At 64.1% G+C, this 14,451-nt stretch carries 15 protein-coding genes, 1 tRNA gene and 2 other RNA genes; 1 reads left to right on the top strand and 17 read right to left on the bottom strand.

The genetic code is table 11. From position 1 onward, the window contains the following. Positions 1 to 2 precede the first annotated feature (2 nt). From nuoE to tpiA, 8 genes are all read right to left on the bottom strand, one after another. The gene (nuoE, locus tag XdyCFBP7245_RS12320; protein ID WP_005991372.1) at positions 3 to 530 is read right to left on the bottom strand and encodes an NADH-quinone oxidoreductase subunit NuoE; all 528 of its coding nucleotides are present in this window, start codon (positions 528 to 530) and stop codon (positions 3 to 5) included. Then, positions 527 to 1,834: an NADH-quinone oxidoreductase subunit D gene (locus XdyCFBP7245_RS12315; protein ID WP_104615904.1), complete on the bottom strand. Its 1,308-nt coding sequence runs from the start codon at positions 1,832 to 1,834 to the stop codon at positions 527 to 529. The genes nuoE and XdyCFBP7245_RS12315 overlap by 4 nt, the downstream gene beginning before the upstream one ends. Continuing rightward, positions 1,831 to 2,583 (bottom strand): NADH-quinone oxidoreductase subunit C, encoded by a 753-nt coding sequence (locus XdyCFBP7245_RS12310; protein WP_104615903.1) that lies wholly within the window; start codon positions 2,581 to 2,583, stop codon positions 1,831 to 1,833. The genes XdyCFBP7245_RS12315 and XdyCFBP7245_RS12310 overlap by 4 nt, the downstream gene beginning before the upstream one ends. Before the next feature lie 36 nt (positions 2,584 to 2,619). Further along, a complete protein-coding gene (locus tag XdyCFBP7245_RS12305) occupies positions 2,620 to 3,174 on the bottom strand; it encodes a NuoB/complex I 20 kDa subunit family protein (protein ID WP_039420570.1) in 555 nt (184 codons plus the stop codon). Then, on the bottom strand, positions 3,165 to 3,521 hold the full coding sequence (locus XdyCFBP7245_RS12300; protein ID WP_005991364.1) for an NADH-quinone oxidoreductase subunit A: 357 nt from the start codon (positions 3,519 to 3,521) through the stop codon (positions 3,165 to 3,167). Before XdyCFBP7245_RS12300 ends, XdyCFBP7245_RS12305 begins: the two co-directional genes overlap by 10 nt. 105 nt (positions 3,522 to 3,626) lie before the next feature. Continuing rightward, positions 3,627 to 3,711: transfer RNA gene (locus XdyCFBP7245_RS12295), tRNA-Leu, on the bottom strand. Positions 3,712 to 3,760: 49 nt separating this feature from the next. Beyond that, positions 3,761 to 4,234, bottom strand: coding sequence for a preprotein translocase subunit SecG (gene secG / locus XdyCFBP7245_RS12290; RefSeq protein WP_104615902.1), 474 nt, complete (start codon positions 4,232 to 4,234; stop codon positions 3,761 to 3,763). Positions 4,235 to 4,267: 33 nt separating this feature from the next. Continuing rightward, a complete protein-coding gene (gene tpiA / locus XdyCFBP7245_RS12285) occupies positions 4,268 to 5,023 on the bottom strand; it encodes a triose-phosphate isomerase (RefSeq protein ID WP_104615901.1) in 756 nt (251 codons plus the stop codon). A gap of 112 nt (positions 5,024 to 5,135) precedes the next feature. Between tpiA and XdyCFBP7245_RS12280 the strand changes: the two genes are divergently transcribed. Further along, complete coding sequence (locus XdyCFBP7245_RS12280) at positions 5,136 to 5,936, top strand: SDR family NAD(P)-dependent oxidoreductase (protein ID WP_104615900.1); 801 nt, start codon at positions 5,136 to 5,138, stop codon at positions 5,934 to 5,936. An 87-nt stretch (positions 5,937 to 6,023) separates the two neighbouring features. On the opposite strand, the gene XdyCFBP7245_RS12275 is transcribed toward XdyCFBP7245_RS12280, so the two are convergent. The 9 genes from XdyCFBP7245_RS12275 to accD all read right to left on the bottom strand — a co-directional run bounded on the left by XdyCFBP7245_RS12275 (position 6,024) and on the right by accD (position 14,267). Beyond that, positions 6,024 to 6,100, bottom strand: a non-coding RNA gene (locus XdyCFBP7245_RS12275) — sX9 sRNA. A gap of 61 nt (positions 6,101 to 6,161) precedes the next feature. Further along, positions 6,162 to 6,587 (bottom strand): group I truncated hemoglobin, encoded by a 426-nt coding sequence (locus XdyCFBP7245_RS12270; RefSeq protein ID WP_104615899.1) that lies wholly within the window; start codon positions 6,585 to 6,587, stop codon positions 6,162 to 6,164. Continuing rightward, the gene (locus tag XdyCFBP7245_RS12265; protein WP_386261460.1) at positions 6,587 to 7,405 is read right to left on the bottom strand and encodes a DUF3034 family protein; all 819 of its coding nucleotides are present in this window, start codon (positions 7,403 to 7,405) and stop codon (positions 6,587 to 6,589) included. Before XdyCFBP7245_RS12265 ends, XdyCFBP7245_RS12270 begins: the two co-directional genes overlap by 1 nt. Positions 7,406 to 7,455: 50 nt before the next feature. Beyond that, the gene (locus XdyCFBP7245_RS12260) at positions 7,456 to 9,822 is read right to left on the bottom strand and encodes a putative bifunctional diguanylate cyclase/phosphodiesterase (RefSeq protein ID WP_104615897.1); all 2,367 of its coding nucleotides are present in this window, start codon (positions 9,820 to 9,822) and stop codon (positions 7,456 to 7,458) included. After that, entirely contained in the window at positions 9,819 to 10,502 is a 684-nt protein-coding gene (locus XdyCFBP7245_RS12255; RefSeq protein WP_104615896.1) for a methylamine utilization protein, read from the bottom strand. Before XdyCFBP7245_RS12255 ends, XdyCFBP7245_RS12260 begins: the two co-directional genes overlap by 4 nt. Before the next feature lie 191 nt (positions 10,503 to 10,693). After that, positions 10,694 to 10,770: non-coding RNA, sX9 sRNA (locus tag XdyCFBP7245_RS12250), on the bottom strand. Positions 10,771 to 10,904: 134 nt separating this feature from the next. Beyond that, positions 10,905 to 11,843 carry an isopenicillin N synthase family dioxygenase gene (locus XdyCFBP7245_RS12245; protein WP_104615895.1) on the bottom strand — a complete coding sequence of 313 codons (939 nt, stop codon included), beginning with the start codon at positions 11,841 to 11,843 and terminating at the stop codon, positions 10,905 to 10,907. Between the two features lie 113 nt (positions 11,844 to 11,956). Then, positions 11,957 to 13,306: a phosphoglucosamine mutase gene (glmM, locus tag XdyCFBP7245_RS12240; RefSeq protein WP_104615894.1), complete on the bottom strand. Its 1,350-nt coding sequence runs from the start codon at positions 13,304 to 13,306 to the stop codon at positions 11,957 to 11,959. Between the two features lie 76 nt (positions 13,307 to 13,382). Next, a complete protein-coding gene (accD, locus tag XdyCFBP7245_RS12235; protein WP_104615893.1) occupies positions 13,383 to 14,267 on the bottom strand; it encodes an acetyl-CoA carboxylase, carboxyltransferase subunit beta in 885 nt (294 codons plus the stop codon). Between the last annotated feature and the right edge of the window lie 184 nt (positions 14,268 to 14,451).

The following is a 14,451-nucleotide window of genomic DNA, read 5'->3' as shown; positions in this document are numbered from 1 at the left end:
TCTTACTCCAGCCCGTCCAGCAGCGCGTCGACCTTCTCTTTCGTCAGGTGCTCGTGGTAGTGGCCGTTGATGACCATCATCGGCGCTGCCGAGCAGGCCGCCAGGCACTCTTCTTCGCGCTTGAGGTAGACGCGGCCATCGGCCGTCGATTGCCCCAGCTTGCAACCCAGTTTCTTTTCCGCGTGCGCCAGCAGATCTTCGGCGCCGTTGAGCCAGCAGCTGATGTTGGTGCAGAACGCCACGTTGTGGCGGCCGACCTTCTCGGTCTCGAACATCGAGTAGAAGCTGGCGACCTCGTAGGCCCACACCGGCGGCAGCTCCAGATACTTGGCCACGCCAACGATCAACTCGTCGGTCAGCCAGCCCTGGTTCTGCTCCTGCGCCGCGTGCAAGCCCTGCAGCACCGCCGAACGCTTGCGATCGGGCGGAAACTTGGCCAGCCAATGATCGATGTGCGCGCGCGTCTTGTCGCTCAGCACCACCTGCGGATCGACGTCGCGCGCCGCTTCGAAATTACCCGTCGCCTTCATCGGTCAACCTCACCGAAAACCAAATCGTAAGTACCGATCATCGCCACGACGTCGGCCAGCAAATAACCGCGCACCACCGCATCCATCGACGACAGATGCGCAAAACCGGGCGCGCGCAGATGCAGGCGGAACGGCTTGTTGGCGCCATCGGACATCAGGTAGCAGCCGAACTCGCCCTTGGGCGCTTCGACCGCGCAATAGGTCTCGCCGGCCGGCACGCAATAGCCTTCACTGAACAGCTTGAAGTGATGGATCAGCGCTTCCATGTCGTCCTTCATACCTTCGCGGCTTGGCGGAGCGACCTTGAAATTGGTGACCATGACCGGGCCAGGATTGGCCTTCAGCCACTTCACGCATTGTTTGATGATGCGGTTGGATTCGCGCATCTCGGCCACGCGGACCAGATAGCGGTCGTAGCAGTCGCCGTTGGTGCCGACCGGAATATCGAAATCCACCGCGTCGTACTTGGCATACGGCTGTTTCTTGCGCAAATCCCACTCGATGCCCGAGCCACGCAGCATCGGGCCGGTCATGCCCCAGGCGCGCGCCAGATCCGGGCTGATGATGCCGACGTCGACGGTACGCTGCTTCCAGATGCGGTTATCGGTCAGCAGCGTTTCGTACTCGTCCACGCGCGCCGGGAAGGTGTTGGTGAAATCCTCGAGGAAATCCAACATCGTGCCTTCGCGCGCAGCGTTGCGCTTCTTCAGCGCCCCACCCTTGTGCCAGCGGGATTCCTTGTACTGCGGCATGCGATCGGGCAGATCGCGGTAGACGCCACCGGGACGGTAGTAGGCCGCGTGCATGCGCGCGCCGCTGACCGCCTCGTACACGTCCATCAATTCTTCGCGCTCGCGGAACGCGTACAGCATCACTGCCATCGCACCCAGATCGAGCGCATTGGAACCCACCCACATCAGGTGGTTCTTGATGCGGGTGATCTCGTCGAACATGGTGCGGATGTACTGCGCACGCTCGGGCGCTTCGATGCCCATCAGGGACTCGATCGCGCGCACGTAAGCGTGCTCGTTACACATCATCGACACGTAATCCAGGCGATCCATGTACGGAACCGACTGGTTGAACGGCTTGGACTCGGCCAGCTTCTCGGTGCCACGGTGCAGCAGGCCGATATGCGGGTCGGCGCGCACCACGGTCTCGCCGTCCATTTCCAGGATCAGGCGCAGCACGCCGTGCGCCGCAGGATGCTGCGGGCCGAAGTTCATCGTGTAATTGCGGATTTCCTGCTTGCTTTCGACAGGATTGCTCGCGAAGGCATCGGTTGCCTGGCGGAACTCACTCACTTGGCGGTCTCCGACTTGCCCACTTCACCGGCGGCAGTCTCATAACGGGCATCGTCGCGAATCACGCGCGGCACACCGACGCGCGGCTCGACCGAGGTGACCGGTTCGTACACCACGCGCTTGCGCTCTTCGTCGTAACGCACTTCGACGTTGCCGATCAGCGGGAAATCCTTGCGGAACGGGTGGCCGACGAATCCGTAGTCGGTCAGGATGCGGCGCAGGTCCGGGTGACCGTCGAACACGATGCCGAACAGGTCGAATGCTTCGCGCTCGAACCAGTTCACGCCCGGCCAGATATCGGTGACCGACGCCACCACCGGCACCTGCTCGTCCGGTGCGTAGCAACGCACACGCAGACGCTGGTTGTGCTGGTAGGAAATCAGTTGGGCGACCACCGCAAAACGCTGTTTGGGCATGTGCTGCGCATGCGCGCCGGTTGAGCTTTCCTGGCTGGGAAATTCGCCCCAACCGAAGCGACCGACGGCCTTGCCTTCGACGCCACGGCTGAACCCCTGCGACGACACATCGGCGGTATCCCACTCGTCGCTGCCGTAGCCCAGGTAATCGACGCCGCACAGGTCGCTGAGCTGCTCGAAACCGAGCTCGTCGCGCAGTGCGAGACAGGTCGTATGCCAATCGGCCGCGGCGACTTCCAGCGTCACCTCGCCGCGCGGCAATGCCACGGCGATCTGCGCACCGGCGAAACGTGCCGCAAGTCGGTCAGTGAAGGAAGATGCTTGCTCTGCCATGGGGGCTTGGCTGCTCTCGGTAGGAGAAGACGGGTGTCAGCGCGCGATCGTCTGGGTACGCCAGATCTTCTTCTGCAGCTGCAAGATGCCGTAGACCAGCGCCTCGGCGGTCGGCGGGCAGCCCGGGACATAGATGTCCACCGGCACGATGCGATCGCAACCGCGCACCACCGAATACGAATAGTGATAGTAGCCGCCGCCGTTGGCGCAGCTGCCCATCGAAATGACCCATTTCGGGTCCGGCATCTGGTCGTAGACCTTGCGCAGCGCCGGGGCCATCTTGTTGACCAGGGTGCCGGCCACGATCATCACGTCGGACTGGCGCGGCGACGGGCGGAACACCACGCCGTAACGGTCCAGATCCAGACGCGAAGCGCCGGCGTGCATCATTTCCACAGCACAGCAGGCCAGACCGAAGGTCATCGGCCACATCGAACCGGTCCGCGCCCAGTTCAACAATGCGTCGACGCTGGTAGTCACGTAGCCCTTTTCGAGCAGCGGGTTTTCGCCGTCCGGGCGCAGGATGTCTTCCACCCGGCCTTCCGGCATCGGGTTGGTCATCAGACGATCCAGGGTCTGAATCACTCCCATTCCAGCGCTCCCTTCTTCCACACGTAGATAAAGCCGAGGAACAACATGCCGACGAACAGCCCCATGGTGACCAGCGAACGTGCGCCGATCTCCATGAACACCTGTGTCCACGGCACGATGAAGATGATTTCCAGGTCGAACACGATGAACTGGATCGCGATGAGGTAGTAGCGCACATCGAACTTCATGCGCGCGTCTTCGAATGCCTCGAAGCCACACTCGTACGGCGAAAGCTTGCGCGCGTCCGGGCTGCGCGGAGCGAGAAACCGACCAATCAACATCAGCACGATGCCGATGCCGGTGGCGACGATCAGAAACAGCAGACTCGGCAAATATTCGGCCAGCACAGCGATTCTCTCTTGCCTCTGCCCGCACGCGCCGCGTGCCGGCATGGGGTATAGGCAGACCCCGCGCGCGACACATCGCAATGCGCAGGAACTGCAGCCAAACAATGGTGCCCAAGAGGGGACTCGAACCCCTACGACCTAAGTCGCTACCACCTCAAGGTAGTGCGTCTACCAATTCCGCCACCTGGGCATACTTTGCGCCGCTGGGCATCCCAGTGCGCAGCGTATTGTAACCGGCTTCAGCGTTTTTGTGCTGGTTCCGAAGCGTTTTCTTCGCTGGCCGCGGGCGTCGACGGCGCAGGTGCGGCCTGCACCGGTGCAGCAGCGGGCGCGGCGGCAGGAGCAGGCTGCGACGGAGCGGTCGGTACCGCGCCAGTGGCAGGCGACTGCGGCAACGGCTGGGTCAGCTCACCGGCCGCAGCCGGTGCCGGGGTGGCGGACTGCGACATCACGCCCAGGTTCTGATCGGTCGGACGGGCGCCGTGGGTGGCGTACCACGCCATGAACAGGCTGATGCTGAAAAACACCACCGCCAGCCACTTGGTCGACTTGGACAGGAAGTTCGACGCGCCCTGCGAACCGAACACCGTGCCCGAGGCGCCCGCGCCGAAGCCCGAACCGGCCGCCGCACCCGCACCACGCTGCATCAGGATCAGCGCAATCATCGCCAGCGCGACCAGCACGTAGACCACATTGAGGATCAACATCAGCATTTCGAAATCCGTCCCCGGACAAAACTTAATGGGTTAACAAGCGGCCGCCGCACGCGCAATGGCCAGGAAATCTTCGGCCACCAAGGAGGCGCCTCCGACAAGCCCACCATCGACATCGGGCTGCGCGAACAGCTCGCTGGCGTTGTCGGGCTTGACACTGCCCCCGTACAGGATGGGCAGAGAGTCGGCAATTCTAGCATCCGCCTTCGCGACTTCGCCACGCAGGAAGGCGTGCACGGCCTGCGCCTGCTCCGGACTGGCGGTGCGTCCGGTCCCGATCGCCCAGATCGGTTCATAGGCCAGCACCGCGCGGGCAAAGCCCTCGCTGCCGACCAATGCCAGCACCGGTTCGCACTGGGCACGTAGGATTGCCTCCGTCTGACCGGCTTCACGCTGTTCCAGCGATTCCCCAACGCACAGCACCGGGATCAAGCCGGCATGGAGGGCGGCGGCAAATTTGCGCGCCACCAGCTCGCTGCTTTCCTGGTGGTACTGGCGGCGTTCGGAGTGGCCGACCAACCCGTATTCGGCGCCGACATCGACCAGCATCGTGGCCGAGACCTCACCGGTGTAGGCGCCCTTCTCGTTGCTGCTGACGTCCTGGGCTCCAAAGGACAGGTAGTGCGCCTCGAAATCCTCGATCAGGTCGCCGAGGTAAGGCAGTGGCGGCAGGATGACGACATCGACACCCGCCAGGGGCATGTGCGCGGCAACCTGAGCCACCAGTTCGGTGGCGAAGGCGCGGCTGCCATGCAGCTTCCAATTTCCAGCAACGATCTTTCGACGCATCAGGCGCAGGTTCCTGAGGGGAAGACAGGCGACAGAATAGCCCATGCCCTGTCGGCAACCGGCACACTTCTGTCCGTCGCCTGTCCCACCCCTCCCCCAACAGGAACCTGCCATGTCCGTTTCGCCTGTCTTCGCGCTGGTCACCGGTGCTTCCAGCGGCATCGGCCGCGAGATTGCGCGGGCATACGCCAAACGGGGTGTGCCATTGATCCTGACCGCACGTCGGGTGGACCGACTACAGGCACTGGCTGCCGAACTGGGCGCGCAGGTGCGGGTGGAGGTGCTGCCGGCCGACCTGGCCGACCCTGCGGCGGCCGAAGCGCTGGTGGCGCAGATCCAGCGCAATGGCTGGACAGTGGGCACGCTGGTCAACAACGCCGGCTACGGCGTGCCGGGGCGTTACCTGTACAACGACTGGGCTACGCATGCGCGCTTTCTGCAGGTGATGATCGGCGCAGTGTGCGAGCTGACCTGGCGGTTGTTGCCGATGATCCGTGCCAGCGGCCAGGGCCGCATTCTCAACGTCGCATCGTTTGCCGCACTCACGCCCAGTGCCGACGGGCAGACGCTGTATGCGGCCAGCAAGAGCTTCATGTTGCGCTTCAGCGAGTCGCTGGCGCTGGAGAACGCCGATTGCGCAGTGAAGGTGTGCGCGCTGTGTCCGGGCTTTGCATGGTCAGAGTTCCACGATGTCACCGGCACCCGCGAAGCGATGTCCACCCTGCCCGGCTGGGCCTGGCTGCAGGCCGATGCGGTGGCCGAGTACGGCATCGCCGCATTGGAGCGCGGCCAGGTGCTTGCGGTGCCGGGCTGGCGCTATCGGCTGATCAATGCCGGCCTGCGCCTGTTGCCGCATGCGGTAGCGCTGCGGCTGATGGCGCGCGGCTCGCATCGGGTAAGACCGCTGGATTGAATACCTCACCGCCGCTTGGCAGTGGCATCGCGAAGCATCGGCTCTGCACGGCCGTTGCGTGCGGCATGCAACTCCGAAACTTGGAGCAACTCACAAAACCTGGCGAGCAGTCGTCAGGTGGGTGCGGACGGCGCCCTCAGAAACGACGTGGACGCGTGGACCATGCCGCACCGAGCACCGGCCGCGCCCGCGTGGCGGTGAGCACAGTCGGCTTGTTAGCCGCTCTTAGTGATTGACGATCTCGCCGTGCATGGCGGCCAATCGTGTCAACAGGCGATTCTGGGTGCGGCGCGGGATCTTTTGTTGATCCATTGCCCAGTTGAGATCTTCGACCAGGGCGTTGAAATCGCCCTCGCGGATGGCCAGATGCGCATGCGCCTGTTGCATCGATTTGGCGGTATCCGGGCACGGGCCATCGGCGACATGGCAGAACTTCTGCACCAGACGCGCGTTGAGCATGACGATGTTGACCCGCGCGAACTTGTCGACGATGCGTTGATCGTCGGCAATGCGCGACAACATGGTTTCCACCAGCGCCTCGATGCCGGCCTGCCCACCGAGTTCGTCATACAGCGTTTGAGGCGGCTGCGTGGTGGCGCAGGCACTCAAGCTCAGCGCGCATAGCAGGGACCACCGCAACCATCGATTCATCAGAACGCTACCTGCAAGGAGAGATACGGGCCGCGCTGGTTGGTCAGCGTGGCGATGTCGCCAAGATCGGCCCAGGCCGCAGTCAGCGAGACATGCTTGTTGGGGAACCAGGCGACAAAACCATCGGCCCAGGCCTGTTCGCGCGCAAAGCCCAGATTGTCCGGCTTGTCGCGATATTCCACACCAACCACCCACGACGGCGACAGCACGACCGCAGCGCTTGCCTCAGGGACCAGTCGATAGCTGTTGCGACGATCGCCGCCGAAGCCGAGCAACCCGGTCTGATTGGCGCGGGTCGCGCGCAGCGTACCGTTGAGCAGCAATTGATAGCCGCCGGCGCCCTGCAACAGCAGCCTGCTGGCGCTGACATACACATCGGTGCCGTGGTCGTCGCGCGCACCGATGGCCAGTGGCAGCGTACCGTCGCGCAAACGCTTGTACTGCACGCCGACGCTGACTTGCGGGGCGCGCCCGTAGACCAGATCGCCATACACGCGCAGCTTGGCGCCGAAGACATCCTGGCCAAGCGCGTTCCACGGCAATGCAAGGCGATCCTGCAAGGTGCCCAGATCCAGGCGCTGGCGCGCGAGCGACAGTTCCAGCCGGTTGCCGACCGTCAGCGCGGCGCCTTGCACATCAAGCCGGTAATCACCACTGTCCACATGCGTGGCAAACAGCACGGTGCCGAGCTCATCGCGGGTGCCATAACCGGACAACGTGGCCCACGGCACGATGCCGCCACCGCTGCTGCCTTCGATCATCGACACGCCGCCGGTGGCGAGCAGACGGCCGTCGCCGGCAACCGCAAGCGCTGGCATCAGCGCGACACTGCACACTGCAAAAACGAGCGCGGCGCGGAAACGATGCGTCATCCTTGCGCTCCGATCTGCGAGTGCGCGGACATCCCGAGTTGGCGCATGCACCACGCCACGAAGGGTGCCTGCTCCAGCGGCGGTGCATAGAGATAGCCCTGCACCATGTCGCAGCCATAGCCGCGCAACAGATCGAGTGCAGTGGCGTTTTCGACGCCTTCGGCGATCACGCTCAGGCCCAGGTTGTGACCAAGATCGATGGTGCTGCGCACGATGAAGGCATCGTCGGTACCTTCGGCCAGCTGCATGACGAAGCTCTTGTCGATCTTCAATTCGTTCACCGGCATGCGCTTGAGTTGGGCCAACGAGGAATAGCCGGTGCCGAAATCGTCGATGGACAGACGCACGCCGACGCTGCGCAGTTGATGCAGCATGTGCAGCGCGGATTCGACATCGCGCATCAAGGCGCTTTCGGTCAGTTCCAGCGTGACCGACTGCGCCGGCACCGCATGCTGTTCCAGCCGCGCACGCACATAATCGGGCAAGCCTGGATCGGCGAGATCCAGCGCCGAGAGGTTGATCGCCATGCCCAGCTCCAGCCCTTGCGTGCGCCAGCGCGCCTGGCAGCGCAGCGCCTCGTCCAGCACGAAGCGGGTCAATGGATGGATGACGCCGGAATGCTCGGCCAGCGGAATGAATTCGTCTGGACCGATCGGGCCCAGCGTCGGGTGATGCCAACGCACCAGCACTTCGACCTGTTCGACGCGATCGCTGCGCAGGCAGATCTTGGGCTGGAAGCGCAGAGTCAACTCGTTACCGCCAATGGCCTGGCGCAGATCGCCGGTCAGGCGCAGCCGCCGCAGATGCTGTTCGTCCTGTCCCATGCGGTAGACGCTGGCACCGATGGTGGCGATATCTCCAACCTGCCGTCGCGCAATATCGGCGCGGCGCAACAAGGTGTCCGGGTCGGCGCCATGTTCGGGAATCAGGGCGATGCCGATACTGGCTTCGAGCTGGATGCGTGCCTGCGGCAACGCCAGCGGACGACGCAATTGCAGCAGCAGGCGTTGTGCGTCCTGCTGCACGGTGGTCGCATCGGCATGCGCCACGATCACCATGAACTCATCGCTGCCCAGCCGCCCGACCAGGTTTGGTTCCTGCACCACCTCGGCGAGCCTGCGTCCGGCCTCGACCAGCAACTGGTCGGCAAAATCATGACCAAGGCTGTCGTTGAGTTCCTTGAAGCGATCCAGATCCAGGATCAGCACCGCCGCGGTGCCGCCAGAGGCGACAGTCTGCGCGGTCACGTCTTTCAGTCGTTCCAGCAACCAGACCCGGTTGGGCAGCCCGGTCAATGCGTCGTGCCGCGCCTGGTGCAGGATGTGTTGCTCGCGGCTGGCGATCTGATGCTGCATGCGCCCGAAGCTATCGGCCAGTTCGGCGAGCTCGCGACCGGGCGGAACGTCCACCGCCGTCTGATAATCGCCGCGCTGGATGCGTCGCGCGGCCTGCACCAGTTGCGCGACCGGTTTGCTGACGCCGCGTGCCAGAAAGATTGCCACGCACAGCGCGGCGGCGGTCGCCAAACCTGCCAGCAGCAGAATGCGCAATTTGAGTGTGCGATAGGGCGCGACCGCGCGATCGAGCGAGGCCTGCAAGGCCACCCGCACGTGGCTGTCGCCCTGGAGCGATTGCAGTTTGACCAGGTAGCGCGACTCACCCAGGTTGAGCGGAATCGCTGCCGCCTGCGTGTGCTCGGCGGCAGGCAACTGCTGCGCAAACTCGCGACGCGCCACAGGCTCCAGGGTGGATGCCAGCACGCGCACCGGCGGACCATCGGTAAAGAACGTGGCATCCAATCCCGTCGTGCTGCGGAAATCCTGGGCCAGGCCGTCGCCGGATTCGTTGCCGATGGCGATCCAGCCAACGCGGCTGGGCGCCAGCACCTGCACCACGGCCAGACGCACGATGTGTTGATCCAGGGCAACCACACCAACTGCACGCCCATCGCGTTGCGCCTGTTGCAACAACGCCTGTACCGCACGCAATTGTTCGGCCTGCGGAAGGTCGGCCAGCCCGGTCAAAAATTCGCCATCCGGCGAGAGCAGCACTGCGGTCTGCGCAGACATGCGCGCGGCATGATTGCGCAGCGCCGATTGCATGGTAGGCACATCGCCGCTGGCCACCGCGGCACGAAAGCCGAAGTCGTCTGCCAGCACCGACGCCGATTGCAGCAGCTGCTCGTCGCGGCGCAGATTGATGCGCTGCCAGACGCGCTCGCCGATCTGCAGTTCTTCGCCCAGTTGCGCCTTGACGCTGCGCTCGGTTGCCAGCTGCACGGCGATGAAGGTCAACGCCTGCGTGGCCAGCACGACCAGCACCAGCAAGACCGCGATGCGCGTGTGCAGGCGCATCGCCCTCATGGGTGCGGCTTCTTGGGGTCGGCGTGGCGGAACTTGTCCTGCAGCGCACGCACGCGCTCGTCCGGTGGCGCGACGACCGGAGCGGCGCCGGTGGTCTGCAAGGTGACCTTGCGTTGCAAGGCATCACGCGCAATCACCAGCGGCTCGCCCACTGCCGCGCCCTTGATGCGTGGATGCCAGACGCGCAGCGTGTAGGTGCCTGCCGGAGCATCGAGTTGCACACGGCCATCGCTGCCGGTCTTGCCGAAATACGGCGTCTCCAGCACCACGATATAGCCCAGCATCCAGTCATGAATGTTGCAGCCCACCGTGACCAGACCGGCCTGATCGAACCGCACCGGCGCGGCGGTAGTGCCCTGAAACAGCGGCAGTTCGAAGCGTTTGGCGGGCGAGAACGAATACACCTGATGGCGGATCTGATCGTTGTTCGGAAACCGTACCGAAGTGCCGGTGCGCACCACCAAGACCGCCGGCACGAATTGCGAGTTGACCTGATCCATCTCCAACATCTTGCCCGGGCTGGCTGCAGCGGGCCGCGGCAGTTCCAGACTGACCACCGCATCGACCAGGACACCGTTGGCATCGGTCACAGTGACGCTGACCGGGGTCGCTGCGGCCGGTGCCACTGCGCCACTCAGCGCCAGTAACGACACCGCACCTTTTTGTTGTAACCACCGCATCCGCATGCGCGTCCCCTGCCTCGTGCAATCGGTAGCGGGCGCCAGGCGAATCCGACGTCGCGCTAGCGATCAGACTGGTTATCGGCGCGGGTGAACGCAAGCTTTAATCAGACACGAGCGGAATTTTATGAACAGAAGTGTGGCGTCGGTCATGGCACATGCTGCGGACGCGTCCATGCCACGCTTAGAGCGGCTCACAAAACGCAGCGCGCAGTCGTCAGGTGGGTGTGGACGGCGCGTTCAGAACCGGAATGCACGCATGGACCATGCCGCACCGAGCAACGGCCGCGCCCACCTGGCGGTGAGCACAGTCCTTTTGTTGGCTGCTCTTAACCATCAACCGCGCATTACGTAGCTGGCGATGGAGGTGCCAGACGCCAAGCGGTCACCACCGCTGCCGGCTTACTTCAACTTGATCTCGCGCAGGCGCTCTTCCAGGAACCCATGTGCGGTAATCGGCTCGGGATAGCGGCTGGGATTGTCGGCGCTGATGCACGAGGGCAGCACGTCGATCAGGAAGTCCGGATTCGGGTGCAGGAAAAACGGCACCGAATAGCGTGGCTTGCGCGCCGCCTCGCCCGGCGGATTCACCACGCGGTGAATTGTGGACGGATACACGTGGTTGGTCAGGCGCTGCAGCATGTCGCCGATATTGACCACGATGGTGTCGGCGTCGGCGGTGAACGGCACCCACTCGCCGTCGTTGGAACGCACTTCCAGACCGGCCGCGCTTGCACCGACCAGCAAGGTGATGAAGTTGATGTCGCCATGCGCACCGGCGCGCACATTGGGAATGTCGTCGCTGGTGATCGGCGGGTAGTGGATCGGCCGCAGGATCGAATTGCCGTTGTTGGTCTTGTCGACAAAATAGTTTTGCGGCAGGCCGATGTGCAGCGCCAATGCCGAAAGCACGCGCGAGCCCAGCTGATCGAGCCGCTGATACAGCTGGTAGCCACGCTCGCGGAATCCGGGGACTTCTTCCGGCCACAGGTTCGGCGCCATCACGTCGCGGTACGGCGAATCGTCCGGAATCTCGCGACCGATGTGCCAGAACTCCTTCAGATCGAAGTGCTTGGAGTCCTTGGCGGTTTCCACGCCAAAGGCGGTGTAGCCACGTGCGCCGCCACTGCCCGGCACGTGATAGCGGCGCTTGACCTCTTCGGGCAACGCGAAAAATGCCTTGAACACGTCGTAGGCCGCGTCGATCTCGGTCTGCGCAATGCCGTGATTGCGGATGCCGGCAAAGCCCCACTGGCGGTAGGCCGCACCGAGTTCGGCGACGAAAGCGTCGCGATCGGTATCGAAACGGGTGATGTCCAGGGTGGGGATGCGCGCGCTCATACGAATATCTTGGTCGAAGTGAGAGAAGGCCCGCCGATCAGATCAGCAGGCGATACAACAGGTAGAACGTCGCGGCCTTGGCAACCACGACGCAGACGCCAATGATCAGCGACTCACGCCGCGTCACGCACCGCTCCGGACAGTCTGTCGAGCGTGTCCTGCATCAGACCGGCGTCGTCGGCTTCCACGGTCACGCGCACCACCGGCTCGGTGCCGGACGGACGCAGGAACGCACGCCCACGCCCCTGCACGGCGGCTTGCGCCTGCTGCAGCGCCTGCTGCACGCCGGGCGCTTCGACGATGGCCTTGGCCGCGCCGCCATCCAGACGCACATTCACGGTCTTTTGCGGCACCTTGGCCAAGCCGCTCAGCGCTTGACGAAGGCTGTGCCCATCGCGGCCCAGCGCTTCGAGCACCTGCAACGCGCTGACGATGCCGTCGCCGGTGCTGGCGCGGTCCAGGCACAGCAAATGACCGGAGGTCTCTCCGCCCAGCGTGCCGCCGCCTTCGACCAACGCCTGATGCACGTAGCGATCGCCCACCTTTGCGCGCTGAAACGGAATCTGCAGCGCGGCCAATGCCGGCTCCAGGCCGTAATTGGTCATCAAGGTGCCGACCACGGTGCCGGTGAGCCGGCCGCTGGCCTGCCACGAGCGCGCCAGGAGATACAGCAGATCGTCGCCATCGACCGGGTTGCCCTGGTCGTCGGCCATCAGCACGCGATCGCCGTCGCCATCGAAGGCGATGCCCAGATGCGCACCGCTCTGCCGCACCTTGGCGGCAAGATTGTCGATATGCGTGGAGCCGACGCCATCATTGATATTGAGCCCGTCCGGCGCCGCACCGATCACCACCACCTCGGCACCGAGCTCGCGGAACAGCATCGGCGCAATGTGATAGGTGGCGCCGTGCGCGCAATCCAGCACCATTTTCAGGCCATGCAAGGTGAAGCCGCGCGCCACGCTGGCCTTGCAGAATTCGATGTAACGGCCGATCGCATCGCGGGTGCGGATCGCCTTGCCCAGGCGCTCGGATTCCACGGTATGGAACGGCTCGTCCAACGCGGCTTCGATCGCCGCTTCGGTCGCGTCATCGAGCTTTTCGCCTTCGGCGGAGAAGAACTTGATGCCGTTGTCGTAATGCGGGTTGTGCGAGGCGCTGATCACCACGCCGGCATCGGCGCGCAAGGTGCTGGTCAAGAACGCGATGGCGGGCGTCGGCATCGGGCCGATCATCTGCACATCGGCGCCTGCAGCGACCAGGCCGGCTTCCAACGCGGCTTCGAACATATAGCCGGAAATGCGGGTGTCCTTGCCGATCAACACCAGTGGACGCTTGCTGCGACCTTGCGTGAGCACGCGGCCGAGCGCATTGCCCAGGCGCAGCACGAAATCGGCAGAAATGACGCCCTGCCCGACCCGACCGCGGATGCCGTCGGTGCCGAAGTATTTGCGGGTGCTCACAGCGCAGCCACCCGGCAGCGCGCGCCGTTGGCGAACGTCCGGGCGCAGATCCTCAGCCCTGCCGTCATCACAGCCCTCACGCTACCGCCTCTTGCGGACGTGCCTGACGCATCATCATCGCGGTCAAGTCGGCAATGCGGTCGCGCATCTCGCGACGGTCGCAGATCTGGTCGATGGCGCCGTGGTCGAGCAGGAATTCCGAACGCTGAAAGCCTTCCGGCAACGTTTCGCGCACGGTCTGTTCAATCACGCGCGGGCCGGCGAAGCCGATCAATGCATGCGGTTCGGCGATGTTGATATCGCCGAGCATCGCGAACGACGCAGACACGCCACCGGTGGTGGGATGGGTCAGCACCGAGATGTACGGCAAGCCGGCTTCGCGCAGGCGACCGAGCGCTGCGGAAGTCTTGGCCATCTGCATCAGCGAAAACAGACCCTCCTGCATGCGCGCGCCGCCGCTGGCGGAGAAGCACACGAACGGGCAGCCCACTTCCAGCGCCACTTCGGCCGCACGCGCAAAGCGCTCGCCGACCACCGAGCCCATCGAGCCGCCCATGAAGGGAAAATCGAAGGCGGCGGCGACCAGCGGGTTGCCCTTGAGCGTGCCGCGCATAGCAATCAGCGCGTCGTATTCGCCGCTGGCCTTTTGGCTGGCCTTGATGCGTTCGCCGTAGCGCTTCTGGTCCTTGAACTTGAGCACGTCGACCGGACTCAGCTGGGCGGCGATTTCGGTCGTCGCGGTTTCCGGGTCGAACAGCGAGTTCAGGCGCGCGCGCGCGCGAATGGCCATGTGGTGGTCACACTTCGGACACACCTCCAGGTTCTCCTCAAGTTCCGGGCCGTACAGCGCGCTGCCGCAGTTGCTGCACTTTTCCCACAGACCCTCGGGAACGCTGCGCTTCTTGGCCGGGGTGTTCTCGGTGCGGATGCCGGAGGGCATCAATTTGCTGAGCCAGCTCATTCGATTCCGTAAAAGCACCCCCTATGGGGCATCAGAATGCGGAGTGTAAACCAGCCCGGCGCCCGACGCTTTCAGAGAGCTACGCGGCGAAACACCAACAAGATAGTCAAGCGGACAGCCGCCCATCGGCACAGGCTTTTACAAGCAACACGATTATGGTATCAGCGACTTGGCACCCAGGGAT

It is taken from the genome of Xanthomonas dyei (assembly GCF_002939865.1).
Classification (GTDB): Bacteria; Pseudomonadota; Gammaproteobacteria; order Xanthomonadales; family Xanthomonadaceae; genus Xanthomonas; species Xanthomonas dyei.
The sequence above is the reverse complement of the archived record's forward strand: the minus strand, read 5'-3'. Positions and strand labels throughout refer to the sequence as shown.

Coding starts and splice junctions, on each gene's coding strand:
- nuoE (WP_005991372.1), bottom strand. CDS start 530: ATGAAGGCGACGGGTAATTTCGAAGCGGCGCGCGACGTCGATCCGCAG.
- XdyCFBP7245_RS12310 (WP_104615903.1), bottom strand. CDS start 2,583: ATGGCAGAGCAAGCATCTTCCTTCACTGACCGACTTGCGGCACGTTTC.
- XdyCFBP7245_RS12305 (WP_039420570.1), bottom strand. CDS start 3,174: ATGGGAGTGATTCAGACCCTGGATCGTCTGATGACCAACCCGATGCCG.
- secG (WP_104615902.1), bottom strand. CDS start 4,234: ATGCTGATGTTGATCCTCAATGTGGTCTACGTGCTGGTCGCGCTGGCG.
- tpiA (WP_104615901.1), bottom strand. CDS start 5,023: ATGCGTCGAAAGATCGTTGCTGGAAATTGGAAGCTGCATGGCAGCCGC.
- XdyCFBP7245_RS12280 (WP_104615900.1), top strand. CDS start 5,136: ATGTCCGTTTCGCCTGTCTTCGCGCTGGTCACCGGTGCTTCCAGCGGC.
- XdyCFBP7245_RS12270 (WP_104615899.1), bottom strand. CDS start 6,587: ATGAATCGATGGTTGCGGTGGTCCCTGCTATGCGCGCTGAGCTTGAGT.
- XdyCFBP7245_RS12265 (WP_386261460.1), bottom strand. CDS start 7,405: ATGCCAGCGCTTGCGGTTGCCGGCGACGGCCGTCTGCTCGCCACCGGC.
- XdyCFBP7245_RS12260 (WP_104615897.1), bottom strand. CDS start 9,822: ATGAGGGCGATGCGCCTGCACACGCGCATCGCGGTCTTGCTGGTGCTG.
- XdyCFBP7245_RS12255 (WP_104615896.1), bottom strand. CDS start 10,502: ATGCGGTGGTTACAACAAAAAGGTGCGGTGTCGTTACTGGCGCTGAGT.
- XdyCFBP7245_RS12245 (WP_104615895.1), bottom strand. CDS start 11,843: ATGAGCGCGCGCATCCCCACCCTGGACATCACCCGTTTCGATACCGAT.
- accD (WP_104615893.1), bottom strand. CDS start 14,267: ATGAGCTGGCTCAGCAAATTGATGCCCTCCGGCATCCGCACCGAGAAC.